Below are 21,518 nucleotides of genomic sequence, written 5' to 3'. Positions count from 1 at the left end.
ATGTCAGCGGCGCTCACCGACGCAGGCCCGGGACGGTGGAGGCTCGACGTCAGCTACCGCGGGACGGCCTTCTCGGGCTGGGCACACCAGCCCGGACTGCGTACCGTACAAGGCGAACTGGAGCTGTGGTTGCCCCGGCTGCTCCGCGTTGATCATCAACTGCCGCTGGTGGTGGCCGGCCGGACCGATGCCGGAGTGCATGCCCGGGGACAGGTGTGTCACTTCGACTGCGAGCCGGGCGTGATCGCCGACGACGGCACGACGCTGCTCCGCCGCTTCGCCAGAGTCCTCCCCGATGATCTTGTGGTACGCCGGGTGCAGCGCGCACCGGAGGGTTTCGATGCCCGGTTCTCGGCACTGCGTCGCCGGTACGTCTATCGGCTTGCCGACGGCCCGGTACCGCCCGATCCGCTGCACCGTGATCATGTTGCCCGCTGGCCACGCCCACTCGATCTCCAGGCGATGAACACCGCTGCTGTCGGCGTGCTCGGTCTCCGCGACTTCGCGGCCTTCTGCAAGCGCCGGGAAGCAGCGACCACGATCCGTACCTTGATCGAACTGTCCGGCCGTCGTGTTGATCATGGTCCGCTTGCCGGAGTGATCGAGTTCACCGTGGTCGCGGACGCCTTCTGCCATTCGATGGTACGGTCCCTGGTCGGCGCTCTGGTCCGCGTCGGGGAGGGCGCACGGGATGCCGAGTGGCTGGCCGGGATCGCCGCTCGCGGCGTTCGGGACAGTGGCATCCAGGTGATGCCTGCCGCCGGGCTCACCCTGGAGCAGGTCGACTATCCGGCAGATGATCAACTCGCCGCCCGGGCGGTCGAGGCGCGCCGTACCCGGGAGTTGTTGGGGACGACCGATGACTGATCACTACTTCACCAACTCGCCCAACGCCGGACGGAACCGGCAGACCACAACCGCCACCATCTGGGGCACCGAGTACCGGTTCATCACCGCCAGCGGAGTGTTCGCCCGCTCCGGTCTGGACATCGCCACCCAGGTGCTGCTGCGCTCGCTCGAGCCGCCGGTCGGTGTCGGCCGGCTGTGTGACGTCGGCTGCGGCTACGGCCCGATCGCGATCGCGTTGGCCGACCACTGCCCCGGCGCAGTCGTCGACGCCGTCGACGTCAACGACACCGCGCTCGGCCTGTGCGCGGAGAACGCGACGCTCGCCGGGGTCGCGGACCGGGTGCTGCCGATGCGGCCGGAGCAGGCCGACCCGAATGTCCGCTACGACGAGATCTGGTCCAACCCACCGATCCGGATCGGGAAACAGGCCCTGCACGACCTGCTGCTGCTCTGGCTGCCGCGACTGCGGCCGGGCGGTGCGATGCGGATGGTGGTCGGGAAGAATCTCGGCGCCGACACCCTGCAGGCCTGGCTCGCCGACCAGGGCTATCCGTGTGACCGGGTGGCGAGTGCAAAAGGTTTCCGCGTGCTGGTCGCCCGCACCCCCGGCTGATCGGATCGCCGGCCGGCACCGGTCAGGTCTTGGCGCTGACCCGGACCAGGACCTCCGGCCACCGGGCATCCAGTCGCCGACCGCCGATCCTGATGCCGTACCGGACCGCGACGGCACCGCTGATGATGCCGACCACGATGGCGAGGTAGGCCAGCCACCCGAACCAGTAGGACAGGACGACCAGCACGATCGTCGGCACGCCGATGATCACCGTCAGCCCGGTGCTCGCCCCCATGGAGATCAGCGAGGCCAGACCACCGCTGTTGTTGCGCTGGAACGGGCTCTGCCCGGGTGGCGGCACCGGGACCTGCCACACCGAACCGGCCCAACAGCCGACACCGAGGCCGATCAGCCCCAATCCGATGGTCAGCGCCAGGACGGCGGGAAACAGGTCCGTCCGACCGGACAGCAACACCGCCGCGACGGTCATGATCACCACGATCGGACCGATCACGACCGCGGTCGCCATGGCCCGACCGGCGCGGTCGGCCGTGCCACTGACGCCGGTGACGATGTGCATCCACAACGCCGATCCGTCGTAGGAGATATCGGTGGTGACCACGCTGCCGAGCAGCAACGAGATGAACACCGGCGCGAAAGCGGCCACCGGGCGGGAGCCGTGGTCGACGTTGATCAACTGGGTGACGATGACGATGATCGGGGCGACGCAGATCCCGCCGATAGCGGCAAGATATCGGGGATCGCGGCGCCAGTAGAGCAGCACTCGGGAGGCGATCGCCCCCGCCGGTGTGTCCGGGAACAACCGCTCGACGAGATTGCCGCGGACCGTGGCCCGGGTCGCGCCGCCGCTCTCCAACGGCGAGGTCAGGCTGCGCCCGAGGAAATACCGCCAGGCCAGCCACAGGAGCGCCAGCAGCGCGACGGAGAACAGCAACTTGATCACCGCGATCGCCGGTGAGCCGGTCGCGACCTCGGCCGGCACCGACCAGACCCAACCGATCGGCGTCCAGCCGATGACCTCTCCGGCCCGGTGCAGGATGGACAGCAGGACGGCGGGCTGGAAGCCCCGGCTGGCGTTGGTCAGGGCGTTGATCGCCAGGCCGATGCCGGCGCCGACCAGCGCGAGGGCGACGGCGGCGAAGTCCCGGAACCGACGGGAGGACAGCGCCTGGGCGAAGGCACTGGTGGCCGTGCGGGCCAGCAGCGAACAGGTGGCGACGCCGAGCGGTACGGTGACCACCGCCGCGATGACGGTCAGCGGGTCGCGGGACCAGGTGGCGATCAGACCGCCGGCGATCAAGGTCGTCGCGATTCCCGGCACGCCGATCAGGCCGGCCAGGAAGAGTCCCGGCTGCAGTCGGCCGGCCGGTACCGGCAGCAGCGCGAACTTGGCGGGGTCGACGGTCTCGTCGCTGCCGAAGACCAACAACGACATCAGCAGCCACCCGATGGTGAACAGGCCGAAGCCGAGCACGGTGACACCGGCCGCCAGCTCGGCGGGGGCGAACCGGAGAGCGACCAGGCCGACCCAGCAGGCCAGTACGATTCCCAGGCCGTACACCAGTCCGATGATCAGGGCGACGATCCGCCAGACGCTGCGACGCAGACCGTTGCGCAGCAGGGTCAGTTTCAGACCGACGATGACCGCAACCACGCCAACACCTCCGATTCTCCCGCGTGCGACGCCGACCGGAATCCGACCAGGTCGAGGAACCGCTGTTGCAGCGACTCACCCGCCCGGACCTCGTCCAGCGTGCCGGCCGCCAGGATCTGGCCGCCCACGACGACCGCAAGGCTGTCGCACAGGCTCTCCACCAGTTCCATCACGTGGCTGGACAGCACCACGGTGCCTCCGCTGGCGACGTAGCCGCGCAGGATGCTCCGGATGCCCTCCCCGGAGACCGGGTCGACCGCCTCGAACGGCTCGTCGAGGATGAGCAGACGCGGGGCGTGGATCAGGGCGCAGGCCAGGCCGATCTTCTTGGTCATACCGGCCGAATAGTCGACCACCATCTGCCCGGCGTCCTCGGCCAGCCCGAGCGCATCGAGCAGCTCCGCCGAACGGGACGCGATGGCACCGGCCGGTACCCCACGGAGCCGACCGACGTATCGGAGCAGTTCGCTGCCGCTCAGCCGGTCGAACAGCCGGAGACCGTCAGGCAGCACGCCCATCAGCGCCTTGGCCGCGGGTGGGTCCCGCCAGACGTCGCGACCCAGCACGTACGCCTCGCCCGCGTCCGGCCGGAGCAGTCCGGTCGCCATCGACAGCGTCGTGGTCTTGCCCGCGCCGTTGGGTCCGACCAGGCCGAACATGCGTCCCTGCTCCACCCGGAGATCCAGTCCGCGGACCGCGACCTTCTGACCGAAGCGCTTGACCAGACCTCTCAGGTCGAGCGCAGGCGACAGCCGTTGGTCCGATGCGTTCACCGTCATGTCTCCCATCAAACACCGGCACCGGTGCCAACACCCGCGACATTTGTCCCGATCCGGGATTGTCCTGATCTTCGTCCGGACATGATCAACTGGCAGCAGGGGAGGGGAGGGACCGGCGCGCAGGCCGCGCACTAGGATGGGTGATCAGTCGCCGACCGCGATGTCCACTTCACGAGTAAGGGATGAGGATTCACATGGCCGCCTATGAGCTTCCCGATCTGCCCTACGACTACGCAGCGCTGGAGCCCCACATCTCGGGCAAGATCATGGAACTCCACCACGACAAACACCACGCCACCTACGTCGCCGGCATCAACACCGCCCTGGACCAACTCGCCGAAGCCCGCGAAACCGGCAACCTCGGCACCGTCGGCGGACTGGAGAAGAACCTCGCCTTCAACCTCGGCGGCCACGTCAACCACACCGTCTTCTGGCCCAACCTCTCCCCCGACGGCGGCGACAAACCCGACGGCGAACTCGGCGCAGCCATCGACGAATACTTCGGCACCTTCGACGCCTTCCGCGCCCACTTCGAAGCCACCGCCAACACCATCCAAGGCTCCGGCTGGGCCATGCTCGTCTACGACACCCTCGGCCAACGCCTCAACATCGTCCAGCTCTACGACCAACAAGGAAACCTCCCCCTGGCCCAAATCCCCATCGTCCTCCTCGACATGTGGGAACACGCCTTCTACCTGCAATACCAAAACGTCAAAGCCGACTACGTCAAAGCCTGGTGGAACGTCGTCAACTGGGCCGACGCCCAAACCCGCTTCACCGCCGCCACCCAACAGACCGCCGGCCTGATCATCCCCAACTGACCCAACCCACCGGCCCGAACACCCCGGCATCCCTGCAGATCCCACCGGCAACGCCGGTGGGATCTGTCGTCACTGCTCCGCCGTCGGCAGCAGTTTCTTCAGGGTGTCGAGCGTGTCGGCCTCGGCCGGTGTCTTGTCCTCGCGGTAACGCAGCACCCGGGCGAAGCGCAGCGCGACGCCGCCCGGATACCGCGTGGAGATCTGCAGGCCGTCGATGGCGATCTCGGCGACGATCTCCGGGCGCAGATACACCGTCTGCTGCGTGCGCCGGGTCTCCAGCTGCAGGAAGCGTTCGGTCTGCCAATGCAGCATCTCGTCGGTCAAGCCCTTGAACGTCTTGCCGAGCATGATCAACTCGTCCGTCTCGTCGTCCCGGGCGGCCAGGTGCAGGTTCGACAGCCAGCCGCTCCGCCGGCCGTGCCCCCACTCCGCAGCGATGATCACCAGGTCGAAGGTGTGCCGCGGTTTGACCTTGATCCAGCCGGAATCGCGGCGACCCGCAGCGTACGGCGCCTGCGGGTTCTTGATCACCACACCCTCGAAACCCCGCTGCACGACATCGGTGTACAGCTCGACGGCCGGTGCGACCTCCTCCGCGACGACCCGTGGGACCAGCAACTCCTCCGGCAGGGCCGCCGACATGATCGTGGACCGCTCGACCAGTGGATGATCAAGATAGTCCTGATCCCCCAGTTGCAGCAGGTCGAAGAAATACGGCCGCAGGGACAGCCGTTCCGCGCCCTCGAGCTCGGACCGGGTCGCGGCACTGGAGGCGATCTGCTGGAAGATTTCTGGGCTGCCGTCGGGGCGCAGCGCCAGCGCCTCACCGTCCAGCACGAGTCGATCATGAGGCAGGTCGGCGACCAAACTGGTGACCAGCGGGAGCCGGTCGGTGATCTCGTCCAGGCTCCTGGTGAACACCCGTACCTGATCATCGTATTTGTGCACCTGGATCCGGATACCGTCGAGTTTGGCGTCGACGATCGCCGGCAGGCCGATCTTGTCCAGCGCCTGTGCCACGTCGGGTGCACTGGCGGCGAGCATCGGCTGCACGGCGATGCCCACCTGCAGGGTGACGCGTTCCAGCGCCGGCAGCCCGCCGGTGATCAACTCCCGGGCGGCGGCTGTCGTCGATCCGAGCAGCATCGCCGCCCGGCGTACCGCCTCCTTCGGCACCTGGTGGGCGGCCGCGAGTCCGTCCTGGACGGCCGACTCCAGGGCGCCCTGGCGCAACTCGCCGAAGATCAGGCCGCGCAGCAGGTCCTGCTCGCCGGCGGTCGCCCGGCCGAAGAGTGCGCCGACCGCCTGCTGGCGCAGTCCCGCCGAACCGGGACCGGCCATAGCGGCCATGGACTCCATCGCCGCGTCGACCTCGGAAACCCTCAGGGTTGGCTCAGCGGCAGGTTCAGGCAGCGTTTGGAGCGTCCTCCAGCCGATGCCGGTCCGGCGCTGCCTCAGCGACCCTGACAGGTAGCTGACAACGACCTCCACGTCGGCGACGGAGGTTTCGTGCAACACTTCGGCGATGATGTCCCGTTTGGCGTTGCGGGACCGGGTGGCGCCCAGATCACGCCAGGCTCGGAGCAGCCGGTCGAGGGTGACGCCGTTCCCGGTCATCGGTTCGGTCATGGGTCGATTGTTCCCTGACCTGGTGACACCCGGGCCGGTCCGAGCCGGTAGGGTGCACCGATCTTGGTAACAAAAGTGGCAAGCGCGTTGACAACCGAACCGCTTCAGTAATGATTGGGCTCACGGGATTCGTGCGACCGGATCGAAGGAGTGGGGTCACGCACGAGAACGGCAGCGAATAATGGGGTTCGGCCGCTCAGCCGGCCGTGTTCAAGGAGGAACACAACGATGACGTTTCCGCAGCATCCGGTGACGCCCGCAGAGGGCTCCGGAGCGGATCCTTCGGGATCCGCGCGGCCGGTCTCGCCGTTCGAGACCGAAGAATCAGGACACACCTTCTCGACGAACCGGCGCAAGTTCCTGTCCTGGGGCGGGCTGGCCGCTGGTGCCGTGCTGGTCGGCGGCATCGCCGCCGGCTGTGGCACCGCCCAGACCGGACGTTCCGGCGGCGGCGGCGGTGGTGGCGGCGGCAAGGGCGGTTCGTCCGGCCGCCAGGGTGCCGCTGGTGACATCTTCTTCGTCGCCGGGTTCCAGTGGGATCCGCCGAAGTCGTTCAACCCGCTCGCCGCGTCGACCACCTGGCCGGCCGGGCAGGGTCAGAGCCAGTTCCTCTACGAGACGTTGGTCCGCTTCAACATGCTCGACGGCAGCCTGCAGCCCGGGCTCGGCAAGGAACTCAAGGAGGTCGACAAGCGGACGCTGGAGGTTCCGCTGCAGGACGGCACCAAGTGGCAGGACGGCCAGGACCTCACCGCCGACGATGTGAAGTTCACCTTCGACCTGGCCAAGGACAACTCGGTCAGCTACTCCAACGTCTGGGAGTACCTGCAGGAGGTCAAGGTCGTCGACGCCCGGACCGTGCAGTTCATCGCGAAGGCCAAGCCGCTGAATCCGCTGGCGATCAAGAATGCGATCGCCGGCACCTTCATCCTGCCCAAGCACATCTACGAGCCGTGGGTGTCCTCGGGCAAGGTCACCTCTCAGGCCAACATGAAGCCGGTCGGCAGTGGTCCGTTCACCGTCAAGCTCGCCGACCAGACGCAGATCGTGCTGAGCCGGGTGGACAACTACTGGGGCAAGGACACCTTCGGCACTCCGCCGATGACCGGCATCACCCACCCGATCTTCAAGAGCAACCAGGACGGCGACCTCAAGCTGGAATCCGGCGAGATCGATGCCAGCCAGCAGTTCACCGCCCAGATCTGGAAGATGTGGGAGGAGAAGAAGAAGCCGGTCGGCACCTGGCTGAAGGACAAGCCGTACTACCTGCCCGGCAACATCCCGCTGCTGCAGATCAACACCACCAAGAAGGGCCTGGACAATCCCAAGGTCCGGCTGGCGATGGCGTACGCGATCGACACCGCCAACATCGTGGCCACCGCGATGTCGTCCTACTCCGATGTGCCGCAGCCCAGCCTGATCCTGCCCACCGGTTTCGAGAAGAAGTTCTTCGACCAGGCGGCCGCCGATTCCGAGGGCTGGAAGTACGACCCGGACAAGGCCAAGTCGATCCTGGAAGATGATCTTGGAGCGACCAAGGGCAGCGACGGCATCTACAAGCTGAAGGACGGCACCCGGCTCGGTCCGTGGAAGTTGATCACGCCGACCGGCTGGACCGACTGGAACAGCGCCTGTGAGATCGCGGCGAAGAGTCTGAAGGCCGTCGGCATCGACGTCAGCACCAAGTTCCCGGAGGCTGCCAACGTCACCAACGCCATGCAGAACGGCAACTTCGACCTGGCGTGCTGGAGTGCCTCGGGCGTCAGCCCGGCCAGCCCGTGGAGCCGGCTGCGCGACATCCTCGATGACCGCATCGGTGCTCCGATCGGCAAGACCGCGTTCTCCAACTACACGAGGTTCAAGCATCCGGACATCCCCGGGCTGCTGGACGATGCCGCCGAGGCGACCACCGACGACGACCGCAAGACCGCCTACGGCAAGATCGAGAAGATCTACCGCGAGCAGGTTCCTGTCATCCCGTTGATGTACCGCCCGTTGGAGTTCTATGAGTTCAACACCTCCACCTGGACGAACTTCCCGACCGAGGAGAACCCGTACGCTCCGCCGATGTGGGGCAATGCGGGTGTCGCCTGGATCTTCAAACTGAAGAAGGCAGGAAGCTAGGCCCAGCAGATAGCCGTACCAGATATCGAAGGGGATACAGGGTCGGAGTATGGACTTCGCAAAGTACTTGGGTCGGAAGGCGATCTGGTACGTGATTGCGCTGTTCGTCGCCCTGCTGCTCAACTTCCTGCTGCCCCGCCTGATCCCGGGCAATCCGGTTGACAACATCGTCAGCCAGATGGCCCGGGGCGGCGGGGCAAGTGGTGAGCAGATGAAGGCGATCTACAGCCACTACATGGAGCAGTTCGGGCTGAACAAGCCGATGTGGGAGCAGTTCCTGGTCTACATCGACCAGCTGGCGCACGGGAATCTCGGCACGTCGTTCTCGCAGTACCCCAAGAGCGTCAACTCTTTGGTCGGCCAGGCACTGCCGTGGAGCATCGTGATCCAGCTGCCGGCCATCCTGGTCGGCTGGATCGTCGGCAACCTGCTCGGCGCGATTGCCGCCTACCGGGGCGGCTGGTTCGACCGCGGCGCCTTCGTCGGGTCGCTGTTCGCCTCCTCGATGCCGTACTACTGCCTGGCGATCGTGCTGTTGTACGTGGTCGGCGTGGAACTCGGCATCCTTCCGGTCGGCGGTGGTTACTCACTCGGCCTGACGCCGGAACTGACGCCGGCATTCATCGGTGACGCCATCACCTACTGGTGGCTGCCGTTCTGGTCGCTGGTGATCATCTTCGTCGGCGGTCAGGCAGTCGGCATGCGATCCATGGCGATCTACGAGCTGGGCTCGGACTACGTCAACTACGGGCGCGGACTCGGCCTGCCCGACTCCAGGATCGTCCGCTACATCTTCCGGAACGCGATGCTGCCGCAGATCACCGGTCTCGCCCTGTCGATCGGCGGCATGATCGGCGGCGCACTGATCACCGAGCTGGTGTTCTCCTATCCCGGCATCGGGACGCTGTTGTTCAGCGCGATCAATACCAGCGACTATCCGGTGATCCAGTCGATCACGTTGTTGATCACCCTCGCCGTGCTTGCCGCGAACTTCTGTGTCGAGATCGCGTACGGCGTCATCGATCCGCGGATCCGCGCTGCTCACAGCGGCGAACGGTAGGAGGCGATCATGAGATCGATCAATCTGACGCCGAGATTCTGGGTGGCTGCCTGCCTGGTCGCCTTCACCCTGCTGGTCGGCCTGGTCGGACCGCTGGTCATCCAGGTCAATCCGCATGCCACCATCGGCGGCCTGTACGACAAGCCGAACTTCGGGTCCGTTGCGATGTGGCTCGGCACCGACAACGCCGGCCAGAGCGTGATCGCCAATCTGGTGCATGGTGTCCGGACCAGCCTGTTCGTCGGCCTGATGGCCGGTGCCATTTCCACGCTGATCGGGTTGGTGTTCGGCCTGGTCGCCGGCTTCCAGGGCGGCTGGCTCGACGACCTGCTGATGGGTGTCACCAACATCGCCCTGGCGATCCCGTCGATCGTCGTGGTGATCCTGTTGTCGATCGCCGTCAACGGCACTACGTCACTCACCCTCGCCGCGGTGATCGGTGTCACGGGTTGGCCGTGGACGGCCCGGGCGGTGCGCGCCCAGGCCACCAGCGTCCGGAACCGGGAACACATCGACGTTGCCCGGCTGTCCGGTGCACGCTGGGTCAGCATCCTGGCCTGGGACGTACTCCCCTATCTGCTCAGCTACGTCGCGATGGCCTTCGTGCTGCAGATGTCGGGTGCGATCCTGGCGGAAGCCGCACTGTCGATGCTCGGCCTGGGCCCGTCCGGATCGGTCAGTCTGGGCATCATGCTCTATTGGGCGCTGGCCTGGGGTTCGGTGCGTACCGGCGCCTGGTGGGCCTTCCTGCCCCCGACGCTGATGTTGACCTTGATCGCCTTCTCGCTGCTGCTGTTGCAGGCCAGCCTGGACGAGGTCTTCAACCCGCGGCTGCGGCGCGGCCGGTCCAAGCGCCGGCTGGCCGTCGCCGGCACGCCGGCGGCCATTCCGGCTGCCGGGGTCGTCAGCGAACCGGTCCTCGAGGGAGATCGATCATGACCGAGTACACCAGCCGTTCACGGGCGACCGGGCTCCGGCTGCTCGATGCCCACAACCTGCGGGCCGCGTACTACACCCCTGACGGCAACCGGGTGGTCGCGGTCGACGACGTGTCCATCTCGATCAACGAGGGAGAAGTGCTGGGCATCGCCGGTGAGTCCGGCTGCGGCAAATCGACGCTCGGCGCCATCCTCTCGCTGACCGCCCGCGAACCGCTGGTCGTCGAACACGGCACGCTGGAGGTCGACGGAAAGCAACAGCACCTCGGTCCCCGGTCGAAGTTGCCACGGACCTGGCGCGGATCAGTGGTTTCGATGCTGCCGCAAGGTGCGATGAACTCGATCAGCCCGACCATGCGAGTCCGCGATCTTGTCTTCGATGTGATGCGGGCGCACGACCGGGGCGTGAAACGGTCCGAGGCGCTGGACCGGGCGCGTGATCGTTTCGACGAGTTGGGCCTGCCGGTGCGGGCCCTCGACGCCTACCCGCACCAACTCTCCGGCGGCATGAAGCAGCGGGTCGTGACCGTCATCTCGACCCTGCTGAACCCGCGGCTGCTGATCGCCGACGAGCCGACCTCGGCACTGGACGTGTCAAGCCAGAAGGCCCTGATCGAGATGCTCCTGCAGATGCTGGAGAACAAGATCATGTCGGGTGTGGTCTTCATCACTCACGATTTGCCGGTGCTGCGAACCGTGTCGAACCGCATCGCGGTCATGTATGCCGGCAAGATCGCCGAAATCGGCGACGCCGAGCAGATCTCGACCGAGCCCCGACACCCGTACTCCGCAGCGCTGCTGAACTCGGTGCTGGTCCCGGAGCCGTCCTTCCGGCGCAAGCGGGTCAAGGGAATCCCCGGCTCACCGCCGAATCTGCTCCGCCCGCCGTCGGGCTGCCGGTTCCATCCGCGCTGCGGACTGGCGATGGATGTCTGCAAGACAGACGACCCTCCGGAGGTCGGCGATGAGTTGAGGTTCTCAACCTGCTGGTGGGCCCAGCAGAATCCGGGCGTCCCGGTCCCGGTCGACCGCGTGGTCCCGGTCGAAGAGGCCACCAACGTCGCCGCCGACGATGATCTTGCGATGGTCGAGGAAGGTGCCCGATGAGCGTCAACGGTCGAGGTCAAGCGCAGTCGGTTCCGGCCGCCGAGGCAACACCGTCGACACCGGTCGGGGACAGCGCGAAGAAGGTGATCTTCCGCGGCACCGGTGTAACTCGGCGTTTCGGCCGTGGCAAGCATCTGGTCGAGGCCGTGAAGCAGGTGAACTTCTCCCTCAATGAGGGCCAGATCACCACAGTCGTCGGTGAGAGCGGCTCGGGCAAGTCGACCCTGGCCCGAATGGTGCTGCGGCTGCTACCGGTCACTGAGGGAACGCTGGAGTTCAACGGCAAGGACGTCACCACCATCACTGGTCCGGCCCGCGCGGACTACTGGAAGGACGTACAGGCGGTCTTCCAGGACCCGTTCAGTGCCTACAACCAGTTCTTCAACGTACGACGGTTGTTGAGCCGGTCCTTCCGGTTGATCGGTGACCGTGCGACTGCCGAGGCGCGGATGGAGGAGTCCCTGAACCATGTCGGCTTGTACGGGGCCGACGTGCTGGACCGGTTTCCTCACCAGCTCTCCGGTGGCCAGCGTCAGCGGGTGATGATCGCCCGGGCGCTGATGATGCGGCCCAAGCTGTTGATCGCCGACGAAGCGACCTCGATGTTGGACGCCTCACTGCGGGTCAACATCCTCAACGTGCTCACTGATCTGCGCGACGAGCTGGGAATGACGATCCTGTTCATCACCCACGACATCGGGCAGGCCAATTACATCGCCGATCAGGTGCTGGTGATGGAACACGGGGTGATGGTCGAGCAGGGCCCGGCCGAGCAGGTGATCTTCGATCCGCACCACGAGTACACCCGGCGATTGCTCAGCGACGTACCGAGGCTCAGCGGGCAACCGGCCTAGCGCCGTTCGTAGGGCGTGGTCGGGTCAGGTCCGGCGGATCGCCCGAGCCAACAGCCCGACCGCCTCCCGCTCACGACCGCTCCGCAGATTGCCGTACCCGATCACCAGAGCCGGGTTCCGCCCGGATCGCAGTCGGTAGCGATCGATGGACACCACACCGACCTGCTGTGCGGCCGCCCGGTCCACCACCCCATCGGCGTCGGTTCCGGCCGGCAGTTCCAACAGCAGGTGCAGGCCCGCCGCCATCCCGGAGATCCGGCAGTCGGGCAACATTTCCTCGATGGCGGCAGCAACGGCCTCCCGACGCTTGCGATAGGCGGTGCGCATTCCCCGCAGGTGCCGCTCGTACCAACCCTCGTTGATCATGATCGCGAAGGCTTCGAGCCCGAAGACCGACGGTCCGACACCGGTTTCCAGGTCACCGGCGAGGATCCTCATGATCAACCACTGGGGCATGATCACCCAGCCGAGATTCACCGCCGGGCCGAGGGACTTGGAGACCGAACCGACCAGAACGACGCGATCCGGCGCCATCCCCTGCAGGCTGCCCACCGGGCGCCGGTCGTAGCGGTACTCGGCGTCGTAGTCGTCCTCGATCACCAGGCCGCCGACCCGTTCGGCCCAGTCGATCAGTTCCAGCCGCCGGTCCGGCGACAGCGCGACCCCCATCGGGAACTGGTGGGCGGGCGTGGTGATCACCGCCCGGATCCCCGGATGATCGTCGAGCCGGGAGACCTGCAAGCCGTGATTGTCGACGGGGATCGGTACGACCTCGAGTCCGGCACGGCGGGCGGCATCACGCAGTCCGGGCCAGGAGGGATCCTCCACGCCGATCCGCCGGTGTCCGAGCCTGACCAGCACGCGGGCAAGCCAGCCGACCGAGGCGCCTGCGCCGTTGCTGACCATCACCTGTGTCGGGTCCTCGCGGACCTGTCGGGTGCGGACCAGATAGTCGGTGATCACCGCGCGCGCGTCGGCGATGCCGATCGGGGTGCGATCGGCCAGCAGCCCGGTCGGCCGGGCGAGCACCGCCCTGCGGTACGCCTCGGCCCACCGCGTCCTCGGGAACGCGGAGAGGTCCGGGATCCCGGGAGCCAGGTCGAACCGCGGTCTCGGTTCTGCGGGCGGGATACCCAGTGGACGGAGCGGCGTGGCACCACGGATATCGCGAACCCGGGTCGCCGCACCGGTGGTCGCCTGGAGATAACCCTCGGCGACCAGTTGTCCGTACGCCTCGGTGACCACCCAGCGACTGCAGCCGATCTCGGCGGCGAACTGCCGGCTGGGCGGCAATGCCGTCCCGGGCGGCAGCCGGCCGTCGCGCACCGCGTCCCGGAGCGCGGTGGTCAGCCGACGCGTCATCGGACCGTCATCGCCGAGATCCAGCGTCAACCCGGCAGTGGAGACTCCAGTCATATTGGTATGGGATCCTATAACTCGATTGGATCGGGTATCCAGACCAATATCTCCTTTATCGTGGCGGTCATGGAGACACGAATTCTGCATAGCGGCAGCACCGATCTCGAGGTCACCGCACTCTGCATGGGCATCATGAATCTTGGCGTCCGGCAGGACGAGGCCACCTCGTTCGCTGTCCTCGACCGCTTCTGGGAAGGCGGTGGCCGGTTCTTCGACACCGCGAACAACTACGGGGACTGGACACCGGAACTCGGCTCGGTGGCCGGCGACAGCGAACGCGTGCTCGGTCGCTGGATCGCCAGCCGGCGGGTCGCCGACGAGGTCGTCGTCGCGACCAAGTGCGGGGCCGGCAAGATCAGTCCGGACAGGCCGCTGAGCGGCACCCCGCCGACCAACTACGAAGGACTGGCGCCGGAGGTCGTCCGACGCGAACTGACCAAGAGCCTGGCCAATCTCGGCGTCGACCGGGTCGGCGTCTACTACGGACACGTCGACGACCGGAACCTCGACATCACCGAGATCGCCGACCTCTTCTCGTCATTGGTGGACGAGGGCCTGATCCAGATCCCCGGCATGTCGAACACCGCGACCTGGCGGCTCGCGGTTGCCCGGGAACACAGTCGCCGACACGGCAGGGCCGAGTTCGGCGCGTGGCAACAGCAGCACTCGATCTACTGGCCGAAGCCGGGCGAGGCCGAGAACACTCTTGTCACCTCCGAGGCCATCGACTACGTCGCAGCCCAACCGGGGCTGACGATCACCACCTACTCCCCGCAGCAGGGCGGGCAACTGGCCCGCCCGTGGATGCCGGTCCGGGATCCGTACGACCACCCCGACAGCCTTCGGCGGCTCCAGCTGGCGCACCGGATCGCTCATGATCACGGCGGCACCGTCAATCAGGTCGTCATGGCCTGGCATCTGTCCAACCCGCGCAGCAACGTCGTCTATCGCGACGGCAGCAGCACCGCCGCTCTTTCCGACCTACCGGACCGGCGCGCACGGATGCTGCCGATCTTCGGCGCGAGCTCGGTCGAGCAGGTCGACGAGGCCCTCGGCACGCTGGACCTCAAGCTCACCGACGAGGAGCTGGCCGAGCTGGACGCTGCCTGACCACCGCGACGATCAGGGGCCGACGTACCGGCCGACCGGGCGGAGTCGGAGCGGTGTCTGCTGATACTCGTCGATGGCGTGCGCGATCCAGCCGCCGATCCTGGCGATGCTGAAGATCACCTCACCGCCGTCCTCCGGCATCCCGGCGGCCAGTGCCAGGGTGGCCAGACCAAGATCGACATTGCGGAACATGGCGCCGCGGTCGGCGACGATTCTCGTCACGGCCGCGGCGGCCGCGCATGCCGGACCGGCGGCGGGCAGGTCCTCGAGCAGGGTGTCGAGCAGATCGAAGATCAACTCCGCGCGCGGGTCGGTCGCGCGATAGATCCGGTGCCCGAAGCCCGGCACTCCGGGCCGCCCTGCCGCCAGTGTCCGGGCGATCACTGCCCTGGCGTCCTCACCGGCGATCACCCGGGCGAGCATCCGGTAAGCGGCCCGGCTGGCGTTTCCGTGCAGCGCGGAGTCCAGCGCTCCGAGCCCGCTGAGCACCACCGCGTACGGATGGGCGCGGGCCGAGGCCGCCGTGCGGGCCGCCATCGTCGAGGCCGCGAGGTCATGATCGACCAGCAGCACCAGAGCGGCGTTGACGGTTCGGACCAGACCTTCATCGCGATCGACCCGGCTCAGCACGCCGGTCAGTTGCTCGGCGATTGTCGGCCGTGGCTGCGACTGGTCATCCAGGCCACGCACCAGGGTCGCCAGGAGGCCGCCGATCCGAACGGCGATCGATTCCGGTGCAAGGACCTCGCGCAGCGGATCCAGACCGGCGATCACCGGCACCATCACCTGGACCCGATCCGACAACGACGCCCCGACGGGCAGCACCGCGAGCACCCGGCGTACGGCATCGACCGCACCGGGCAGCGGGGTGAAGCGATGGTCGCGCTCGAACTCACCGGTCCACAGCCAACCGCAGACGGCCTCGAAGCGTTCGGTGCGGGCCAGTTCGGGCGCAGACCGACCGCGGTAGTAGAGCATGTCGTCCTCGATCAGCGCGACGTCGGTCTCGATCGTCATCAACGGTCCACCGCTCGGCCGACCCTCGCGGATCACCACAGCCGGCCGATCGGCGCTGCTCCGCCGCCGGGTTGCGGCGAACCGCTCGACCTCGATCGGATCGAACACCGATCCGTGGCCGGTCCGACGGCGGGAGAGCAGGCCGCGGGACACGTAGGCGTACAACGTCTCCGGCTTCACGCCGAGCCGCGCTGCGGTCTCCGCAGCGGTCCAGCCACCGGGTCCGAGTCCTGTGGATTCGGTCACAGTGCACACCTCCCGCGGCCACACATTGATTCGATCAATGTTGATCAACCTGCACGTCAAGTATGACAGTGGTGTCCTGACGAAGGAGCGCCATGGATACCACGAAACGACCGCCCCGGGACCGGATGGACGACCGCCTGATCGATGTGCCGCCAGGTCTGGCCGGGGTGGTGGCCGCGGAGACCGCACTGGGCGACGTCCGCGGGCTCGAGGGCTTCTACCACTATCGGCAGTACTCGGCGGTCGAACTGGCTACGCGTAGGCCGTTCGAGGACGTCTGGCAGTTGATGACCAACGGCCGACTCCCCGACGCGGCCGAGAGGGAGTCCTTCGCCCGCCTGGTCCGGCCGGTCCGACGCCTGCCGGAGGCCGTCGCCGCCGAGTTGCCGACGATCGCCCGGCTGTCTGCCGGCTCCGACCTGCTCGGCGGGTTGCGGGCCGCACTGGCACTGGCCGTGCCGGCGTACGGCTTCGCCCCGCTCTACGACCAGTCGGAGGACGACCGCAGGCAGGCCGCGATCCGGATCGGCGCCATCACGCCGGTGCTGGTGACCGCGCTGTACCGCCTCCAGCAGGATCTGGAACCCATCGAGCCGCGGGATGATCTGGACCACGCCGCGAACTACCTCTGGATGCTGACCGGGGTGGAACCCGACGAGCGGCAGTGGCAGGCGGTCAACGCGTACCTGATCTCCACCATCGATCACGGCTTCAACGCCTCCACCTTCACCGCACGGGTGATCGCCTCAACCGGTGCGGACCTGGGCGCCTGTGTCCTCGGTGCGCTGGGTTCGCTGTCCGGGCCGCTGCACGGCGGTGCGCCGAGCCGGGCACTGGACACCCTTGATGCGATCGGCAGCCCGGAGCGGATCGATTCCTGGGTACGCGATGCCGTCAGCTCCGGACAGCGGATCATGGGCTTCGGGCACCCGATCTACCGGACCGAGGATCCGCGGTCGGCCATGCTGAAACAGATCGCCCGGGGGTTCGGCGGCCCGCTGGTGGACTTCGCGATCGCGGTCGAGAACGGTGTGCAGCAGGTGCTCGACGAGCTCAAACCGGGGCGCGGCCTGCACACCAACGTCGAGTTCTACGCCGGTGTGGTGATGGAGTTGTGCGGTATCCCGCGGCAGATGTTCACACCGACCTTCGCCGCAGCCCGGGTGATCGGCTGGACGGCGCACATCCTGGAACAGGCACAGAACTCCAAGATCATCCGGCCGTCGTCGCGGTACGTCGGCCCTCCCCCGCCACAGCCGTTCGACTGACGGGTTCCTTCGGCCACCGGCGCGACACGCCGCACAGATCGGGGATTTAGTGACCCCTCGGCGGAATGAGAAGGTCCCCACACGCGCGGCGTGTGGGGACCTTCTGCTGTTCTGCCTGATGCGTCAGCTCTCGGACTTGTTCTCGTCCTCGGCCTCGGCGTTCTCCTCGACCTGACCGGCCGACTCCGGGCTGGCCGGGGACTCGGCACTCTCCGGTGACTCCGGGCTCTCCGGCGACTCCGGGGACTCGGCGCTCTCCGGGGACTCGGCGCTCTGGACCGGTGCCGCGGCCGCCGGAGACGCGCTCCGAGCAGCCGAGCCGTTGGACTTGCGGGAGTCCTCGATCGACTCGGTCACCAGTTCGATGATGGCCATCGGGGCACGATCGCCCTTCCGCAGGCCGACGCGGGTGATCCGCAGGTAGCCGCCGTCCCGGCCCTCGAAGGTCGGGGCGATCTCGGTGAAGAGCGAGTGCACAACACTCTTGTCGCGGATGGTGGTCATCACCTGGCGGCGGGCATGCAGATCTCCCCGCTTGGCCTTGGTGATCAGCTTCTCCGCGACCGGACGCAGCCGCTTGGCCTTCGCCTCGGTGGTGGTGATCCGCCCGTGCTCGAAGAGCTGAGTGGCCAGGTTGGCCAGGATCAGCTTCTCGTGCGCCGCGCTGCCGCCCAGGCGAGCGCCCTTGGTGGGTGTAGGCATTTTGTCGTTCTCCGAAGGTTTCTAGTGGTGAGTGCTGATCTGATCAGTCGTGATCAGTACTGCTCGGTCTCGGCGTAGTCGACGTCATCGTCGTCGGCGGCACCGGACTCGTCGTCGTACCGGCCGATGGCAGCCAGCGGGTCGAAGCCGGGAGCGCTGTCCTTGAGGGACAGGCCCATCTCGTGCAGCTTGAGCTTGACCTCGTCGATGGACTTGGAGCCGAAGTTCCGGATGTCCAGCAGATCCTGCTCCGAACGGGAGACCAGTTCACCAACCGTGTGGATGCCCTCACGCTTGAGGCAGTTGTAGGACCGGACGGTCAGGTTCAGGTCCTCGACCGGCAGGGCCAGGTCGGCGGCGAGCTGCTCGTCGATCGGCGACGGGCCGATCTCGATGCCCTCGGCCTCGACATTGAGTTCACGGGCCAGGCCGAAGAGCTCGACCAGCGTACGGCCGGCCGACGCGACCGCGTCGCGCGGCTTGATCGCACTCTTGGTCTCGACGTCCAGGATCAGCTTGTCGAAGTCGGTGCGCTGCTCGACACGGGTGGCCTCGACCTTGTAGGTGACCTTCAGCACGGGGCTGTAGATCGAGTCGACCGGGATCCGGCCGATCTCGGCGTCCGCAGTCTTGTTCTGCACCGAGGAGACGTAGCCACGGCCACGCTCGACGACCAGCTCCATCTCCAGCCGACCGCTCTCGTTCAGCGTGGCGATGTGCAACTCGGGGTTGTGCACCTCGACACCGGCCGGCGGCGCGATGTCGGCGGCGGTGACGGCGCCCGGGCCGGCCTTCCGCAGGTACATGACGACCGGCTCGTCCTCCTCGGAGGAGACGACCAGGGCCTTGAGGTTGAGGATGATCTCGGTGACGTCCTCCACGACGCCCTCCAGGGTGGAGAACTCGTGCAGGTTGCCGTCGATCTTGATGCTGGTCACGGCCGCGCCCGGGATGGACGACAGCAGGGTGCGACGCAGCGAGTTGCCGAGGGTGTAGCCGAAGCCCGGCTCCAACGGCTCGATGGTGAAGCGGGACCGGTAGTCGGAGACGACTTCCTCCGACAGCGTCGGACGCTGTGCGATGAGCATTTCTTTCCTTTCCGCACCAACCGCTATTTGATGGCGCGAATTCGGGGATATGATCCCGGGCCCCGCCGTGGCGAAGGGCCCGGGCAAGGATCACCGTCGGGAGTAGTACTCGACGATGAGCTGTTCCTGGACGTCCACGACGATTTGTTCGCGGACGGGGAGCTGGTGGATCAGGATGCGGCCGCGATCGAGGTCAACGTCCATCCAGCCCGGGACGTTGCGTTCGCCGTGGGTCTCCTTGGCGATGACGATCGGGGTCAGGTTCTGCGACTTGTCCTTCAGGTCGATGATGTCGTACTGGCTGACCTGGTAGGACGGGATGGTCACCTTCTGGCCGTTCACGGTGAAGTGACCGTGCCCGACGAGCTGGCGGGCCTGCCGCCGGGTCCGGGCGAATCCGGCGCGGTAGACCACGTTGTCCAGCCGGGTCTCCAGCAGACGCAGCAGGTTGTCGCCGGTACGGCCCTCGCGACGGAAGGCTTCCTCGTAGTAGCGGTGCAGCTGCTTCTCCAGCACGCCGTAGGCGTAGCGGACCTTCTGCTTCTCGCGGAGCTGCAGGGAGTACTCCGACTCCTTGATCCGGCCGCGGCCGTGCATGCCCGGCGGGTAGGGGCGGCGTTCGAACGCCTTGTCATTGCCGACGAGGTCCGTGCCCAGCCGGCGCGACTTCTTGGTCAGAGGACCGGTGTAGCGAGCCATGTGTTGATTCCTTGTTAGCTAGGGACGGACGACTAGACGCGACGGCGCTTCGGCGGACGGCAGCCGTTGTGCGGGACCGGGGTGACGTCGGCGATGGCGCCCACCTCCAGGCCGACCGCACCCAGCGAGCGGATCGCGGTCTCTCGGCCCGAGCCCGGCCCCTTGACGAACACGTCGACCCGCTTCATGCCGTGCTCCATGGCGCGTCGGCCCGCGGCCTCGGCTGCCATCTGGGCGGCGTACGGGGTGGACTTGCGGGAGCCCTTGAAGCCGACGGTGCCGGCAGAGGCCCACGCGATCACCGCACCGGTGGGATCGGTGATCGAGATGACGGTGTTGTTGAAGGTCGACTTGATGTGGGCGTGGCCCGCGACGACGTTCTTCTTCTCCTTGCGGCGCACCTTCTTGGCGGCGCCGCCACGACCTGCTGTAGCCATAAGTCAGTTCTCCTGTGCGTTCCAGGCCGCGTCAGCGGGCCTTCTTCTTCCCGGCGACGGGCTTGCGCGCACCCTTACGGCTGCGAGCATTGGTACGGGTCCGCTGTCCGCGGACCGGCAGACCGCTGCGGTGGCGGCGGCCCTGGTAGGAGCCGATCTCGACCTTGCGACGGATGTCGGCGGCCACCTCACGACGGAGGTCGCCCTCGGTCTGGTAGTTGGCCTCGATCCAGTCACGCAGGGTGATCAACTGGTCGTCGGTGACGTCGTGAACGCGCAGGTCGCCGCTGATGCCGGTATTGGCCAGGGTCTCGGTAGCGCGGGTACGGCCGATGCCGTAGATGTAGGTGAGAGCGACCTCGAGGCGCTTGTCGCGCGGCAGGTCGACACCGATCAAACGTGCCATAGCAGGCGGGTTCCTTCTGGGTATCGGGTCCGTACGGACTGTGCCGGACGTCCCGCGGAGGTGTCTGCGTGATGCGTCCCGGGCGATCCCGGGCCCCGGCCTCCGCCCGGGGGTGGGTGACCCTGACAAGCAGAGCCGTAGCAATCACGTTGGAGAGGTGTTCAGTTGTCGGTTGGGATCAGGTGATCCCAGCTTGCCGTTGGCGGCAGCGGGCGTTCAGCCCTGGCGCTGCTTGTGCCGCGGGTTCGTGCTGCAGATCACCATCACGCGGCCGTGCCGACGGATGACCTTGCAGTTATCGCAGATCGGCTTGACGCTCGGCTGGACCTTCATCGCACTGTCTTTCTGACTAGGTCGTTGCTGATTGGGCAACAGACAACCCCGCAGGGCTGGCGTGTGGTGGGTGACGTGCAGGCTTACTTGTGTCGGTAGACGATCCGACCGCGGGTCAGGTCGTAGGGGGAAAGCTCAACGACAACACGGTCAGCCGGAAGGATCCGGATGTAGTGCTGGCGCATCTTGCCGCTGATGGTGGCGAGCACCTTGTGTCCGTTGGCCAACTCCACGCGGAACATCGCGTTGGGCAGGGCCTCGACCACGGTGCCCTCCAACTCGAGGGCGCCTTCCTTTTTCGCCATAAACTCTCAATCTGGGTGTTTGAGAACAGGATGCAACCACCGACACAGGTGGCCGACCGTCAACTTTACGCCAACAGGCCCTCCCACCCAAATCGCCCC

22 protein-coding genes are annotated in these 21,518 nt (G+C 66.9%); 10 read left to right on the top strand and 12 right to left on the bottom strand.

Annotation, left to right across the window (positions count from 1 at the left end; genetic code table 11):
• Entirely contained in the window at positions 1 to 867 is an 867-nt protein-coding gene (locus GJV80_RS22270; RefSeq protein ID WP_154690452.1) for a tRNA pseudouridine(38-40) synthase TruA, read from the top strand.
• The gene (locus GJV80_RS22265) at positions 860 to 1,462 is read left to right on the top strand and encodes a class I SAM-dependent methyltransferase (RefSeq protein WP_154689773.1); all 603 of its coding nucleotides are present in this window, start codon (positions 860 to 862) and stop codon (positions 1,460 to 1,462) included. Before GJV80_RS22270 ends, GJV80_RS22265 begins: the two co-directional genes overlap by 8 nt.
• A 22-nt stretch (positions 1,463 to 1,484) precedes the next feature.
• On the opposite strand, the gene GJV80_RS22260 is transcribed toward GJV80_RS22265, so the two are convergent.
• Together GJV80_RS22260 and GJV80_RS22255 are read right to left on the bottom strand one after the other, a co-directional pair.
• Positions 1,485 to 3,077, bottom strand: a complete 1,593-nt coding sequence (locus tag GJV80_RS22260; RefSeq protein ID WP_154689772.1) for a hypothetical protein — start codon at positions 3,075 to 3,077, stop codon at positions 1,485 to 1,487.
• A complete protein-coding gene (locus GJV80_RS22255) occupies positions 3,053 to 3,856 on the bottom strand; it encodes an ABC transporter ATP-binding protein (protein WP_154689771.1) in 804 nt (267 codons plus the stop codon). The genes GJV80_RS22260 and GJV80_RS22255 overlap by 25 nt, the downstream gene beginning before the upstream one ends.
• A 194-nt stretch (positions 3,857 to 4,050) precedes the next feature.
• Between GJV80_RS22255 and GJV80_RS22250 the strand changes: the two genes are divergently transcribed.
• Positions 4,051 to 4,677: a superoxide dismutase gene (locus GJV80_RS22250; RefSeq protein ID WP_154690451.1), complete on the top strand. Its 627-nt coding sequence runs from the start codon at positions 4,051 to 4,053 to the stop codon at positions 4,675 to 4,677.
• A 69-nt stretch (positions 4,678 to 4,746) separates the two neighbouring features.
• Here GJV80_RS22250 and GJV80_RS22245 read toward each other — a convergent pair whose 3' ends face one another.
• Positions 4,747 to 6,306 (bottom strand): ATP-dependent DNA ligase, encoded by a 1,560-nt coding sequence (locus GJV80_RS22245; RefSeq protein WP_230207938.1) that lies wholly within the window; start codon positions 6,304 to 6,306, stop codon positions 4,747 to 4,749.
• A gap of 228 nt (positions 6,307 to 6,534) precedes the next feature.
• Between GJV80_RS22245 and GJV80_RS22240 the strand changes: the two genes are divergently transcribed.
• The 5 genes from GJV80_RS22240 to GJV80_RS22220 are packed head-to-tail and all read left to right on the top strand — an operon-like array spanning position 6,535 to position 12,389.
• The gene (locus GJV80_RS22240) at positions 6,535 to 8,430 is read left to right on the top strand and encodes an ABC transporter substrate-binding protein (RefSeq protein WP_154689770.1); all 1,896 of its coding nucleotides are present in this window, start codon (positions 6,535 to 6,537) and stop codon (positions 8,428 to 8,430) included.
• A gap of 49 nt (positions 8,431 to 8,479) precedes the next feature.
• Positions 8,480 to 9,490 (top strand): ABC transporter permease, encoded by a 1,011-nt coding sequence (locus GJV80_RS22235; protein ID WP_154689769.1) that lies wholly within the window; start codon positions 8,480 to 8,482, stop codon positions 9,488 to 9,490.
• Between the two features lie 9 nt (positions 9,491 to 9,499).
• Positions 9,500 to 10,429: an ABC transporter permease gene (locus tag GJV80_RS22230; RefSeq protein WP_154689768.1), complete on the top strand. Its 930-nt coding sequence runs from the start codon at positions 9,500 to 9,502 to the stop codon at positions 10,427 to 10,429.
• Positions 10,426 to 11,535, top strand: coding sequence for an ABC transporter ATP-binding protein (locus tag GJV80_RS22225; protein WP_154689767.1), 1,110 nt, complete (start codon positions 10,426 to 10,428; stop codon positions 11,533 to 11,535). Before GJV80_RS22230 ends, GJV80_RS22225 begins: the two co-directional genes overlap by 4 nt.
• Positions 11,532 to 12,389, top strand: coding sequence for an ABC transporter ATP-binding protein (locus GJV80_RS22220; RefSeq protein ID WP_154689766.1), 858 nt, complete (start codon positions 11,532 to 11,534; stop codon positions 12,387 to 12,389). Before GJV80_RS22225 ends, GJV80_RS22220 begins: the two co-directional genes overlap by 4 nt.
• 24 nt (positions 12,390 to 12,413) lie before the next feature.
• Here GJV80_RS22220 and GJV80_RS22215 read toward each other — a convergent pair whose 3' ends face one another.
• On the bottom strand, positions 12,414 to 13,805 hold the full coding sequence (locus GJV80_RS22215; RefSeq protein WP_195909071.1) for a PLP-dependent aminotransferase family protein: 1,392 nt from the start codon (positions 13,803 to 13,805) through the stop codon (positions 12,414 to 12,416).
• A 69-nt stretch (positions 13,806 to 13,874) separates the two neighbouring features.
• Between GJV80_RS22215 and GJV80_RS22210 the strand changes: the two genes are divergently transcribed.
• Entirely contained in the window at positions 13,875 to 14,918 is a 1,044-nt protein-coding gene (locus GJV80_RS22210; protein WP_154689764.1) for an aldo/keto reductase, read from the top strand.
• A 12-nt stretch (positions 14,919 to 14,930) separates the two neighbouring features.
• Here GJV80_RS22210 and GJV80_RS22205 read toward each other — a convergent pair whose 3' ends face one another.
• Positions 14,931 to 16,181, bottom strand: a complete 1,251-nt coding sequence (locus GJV80_RS22205; protein WP_154689763.1) for a citrate synthase — start codon at positions 16,179 to 16,181, stop codon at positions 14,931 to 14,933.
• Between the two features lie 92 nt (positions 16,182 to 16,273).
• On the opposite strand from GJV80_RS22205, the gene GJV80_RS22200 reads away from it, so the two are divergent.
• Positions 16,274 to 17,449: a citrate synthase/methylcitrate synthase gene (locus GJV80_RS22200; protein WP_230207937.1), complete on the top strand. Its 1,176-nt coding sequence runs from the start codon at positions 16,274 to 16,276 to the stop codon at positions 17,447 to 17,449.
• Positions 17,450 to 17,572: 123 nt separating this feature from the next.
• Here GJV80_RS22200 and rplQ read toward each other — a convergent pair whose 3' ends face one another.
• The 7 genes from rplQ to infA all read right to left on the bottom strand — a co-directional run bounded on the left by rplQ (position 17,573) and on the right by infA (position 21,419).
• Positions 17,573 to 18,151 (bottom strand): 50S ribosomal protein L17, encoded by a 579-nt coding sequence (gene rplQ / locus GJV80_RS22195; protein ID WP_154689762.1) that lies wholly within the window; start codon positions 18,149 to 18,151, stop codon positions 17,573 to 17,575.
• A 53-nt stretch (positions 18,152 to 18,204) separates the two neighbouring features.
• Positions 18,205 to 19,239, bottom strand: a complete 1,035-nt coding sequence (locus tag GJV80_RS22190; RefSeq protein WP_154689761.1) for a DNA-directed RNA polymerase subunit alpha — start codon at positions 19,237 to 19,239, stop codon at positions 18,205 to 18,207.
• 90 nt (positions 19,240 to 19,329) lie between these two features.
• On the bottom strand, positions 19,330 to 19,938 hold the full coding sequence (rpsD, locus tag GJV80_RS22185; protein WP_154689760.1) for a 30S ribosomal protein S4: 609 nt from the start codon (positions 19,936 to 19,938) through the stop codon (positions 19,330 to 19,332).
• A 32-nt stretch (positions 19,939 to 19,970) separates the two neighbouring features.
• Positions 19,971 to 20,375 (bottom strand): 30S ribosomal protein S11, encoded by a 405-nt coding sequence (gene rpsK / locus GJV80_RS22180; RefSeq protein ID WP_154689759.1) that lies wholly within the window; start codon positions 20,373 to 20,375, stop codon positions 19,971 to 19,973.
• Between the two features lie 31 nt (positions 20,376 to 20,406).
• Positions 20,407 to 20,781 (bottom strand): 30S ribosomal protein S13, encoded by a 375-nt coding sequence (gene rpsM / locus GJV80_RS22175; RefSeq protein WP_154689758.1) that lies wholly within the window; start codon positions 20,779 to 20,781, stop codon positions 20,407 to 20,409.
• Positions 20,782 to 20,997: 216 nt separating this feature from the next.
• Positions 20,998 to 21,114 (bottom strand): 50S ribosomal protein L36, encoded by a 117-nt coding sequence (gene rpmJ, locus GJV80_RS22170; protein ID WP_091526970.1) that lies wholly within the window; start codon positions 21,112 to 21,114, stop codon positions 20,998 to 21,000.
• 83 nt (positions 21,115 to 21,197) lie between these two features.
• The gene (infA, locus tag GJV80_RS22165) at positions 21,198 to 21,419 is read right to left on the bottom strand and encodes a translation initiation factor IF-1 (RefSeq protein WP_154689757.1); all 222 of its coding nucleotides are present in this window, start codon (positions 21,417 to 21,419) and stop codon (positions 21,198 to 21,200) included.
• Positions 21,420 to 21,518: the final 99 nt, after the last annotated feature.

Origin of the sequence: Microlunatus sp. Gsoil 973 (assembly GCF_009707365.1) — a bacterium.
In the GTDB taxonomy this organism is placed as follows: domain Bacteria; phylum Actinomycetota; class Actinomycetes; order Propionibacteriales; family Propionibacteriaceae; genus Microlunatus.
This window is presented reverse-complemented; position numbering and strand designations above follow the sequence as displayed.

Coding starts and splice junctions, on each gene's coding strand:
- GJV80_RS22225 (WP_154689767.1), top strand. CDS start 10,426: ATGACCGAGTACACCAGCCGTTCACGGGCGACCGGGCTCCGGCTGCTC.
- rplQ (WP_154689762.1), bottom strand. CDS start 18,151: ATGCCTACACCCACCAAGGGCGCTCGCCTGGGCGGCAGCGCGGCGCAC.
- GJV80_RS22265 (WP_154689773.1), top strand. CDS start 860: ATGACTGATCACTACTTCACCAACTCGCCCAACGCCGGACGGAACCGG.
- GJV80_RS22240 (WP_154689770.1), top strand. CDS start 6,535: ATGACGTTTCCGCAGCATCCGGTGACGCCCGCAGAGGGCTCCGGAGCG.
- GJV80_RS22210 (WP_154689764.1), top strand. CDS start 13,875: ATGGAGACACGAATTCTGCATAGCGGCAGCACCGATCTCGAGGTCACC.
- GJV80_RS22245 (WP_230207938.1), bottom strand. CDS start 6,306: ATGACCGAACCGATGACCGGGAACGGCGTCACCCTCGACCGGCTGCTC.
- GJV80_RS22235 (WP_154689769.1), top strand. CDS start 8,480: ATGGACTTCGCAAAGTACTTGGGTCGGAAGGCGATCTGGTACGTGATT.
- GJV80_RS22250 (WP_154690451.1), top strand. CDS start 4,051: ATGGCCGCCTATGAGCTTCCCGATCTGCCCTACGACTACGCAGCGCTG.
- rpsM (WP_154689758.1), bottom strand. CDS start 20,781: ATGGCACGTTTGATCGGTGTCGACCTGCCGCGCGACAAGCGCCTCGAG.
- GJV80_RS22220 (WP_154689766.1), top strand. CDS start 11,532: ATGAGCGTCAACGGTCGAGGTCAAGCGCAGTCGGTTCCGGCCGCCGAG.
- rpmJ (WP_091526970.1), bottom strand. CDS start 21,114: ATGAAGGTCCAGCCGAGCGTCAAGCCGATCTGCGATAACTGCAAGGTC.
- GJV80_RS22255 (WP_154689771.1), bottom strand. CDS start 3,856: ATGACGGTGAACGCATCGGACCAACGGCTGTCGCCTGCGCTCGACCTG.
- GJV80_RS22215 (WP_195909071.1), bottom strand. CDS start 13,805: ATGACTGGAGTCTCCACTGCCGGGTTGACGCTGGATCTCGGCGATGAC.
- GJV80_RS22230 (WP_154689768.1), top strand. CDS start 9,500: ATGAGATCGATCAATCTGACGCCGAGATTCTGGGTGGCTGCCTGCCTG.
- GJV80_RS22200 (WP_230207937.1), top strand. CDS start 16,274: ATGGATACCACGAAACGACCGCCCCGGGACCGGATGGACGACCGCCTG.
- GJV80_RS22190 (WP_154689761.1), bottom strand. CDS start 19,239: ATGCTCATCGCACAGCGTCCGACGCTGTCGGAGGAAGTCGTCTCCGAC.
- GJV80_RS22270 (WP_154690452.1), top strand. CDS start 1: ATGTCAGCGGCGCTCACCGACGCAGGCCCGGGACGGTGGAGGCTCGAC.
- rpsD (WP_154689760.1), bottom strand. CDS start 19,938: ATGGCTCGCTACACCGGTCCTCTGACCAAGAAGTCGCGCCGGCTGGGC.
- infA (WP_154689757.1), bottom strand. CDS start 21,419: ATGGCGAAAAAGGAAGGCGCCCTCGAGTTGGAGGGCACCGTGGTCGAG.
- rpsK (WP_154689759.1), bottom strand. CDS start 20,375: ATGGCTACAGCAGGTCGTGGCGGCGCCGCCAAGAAGGTGCGCCGCAAG.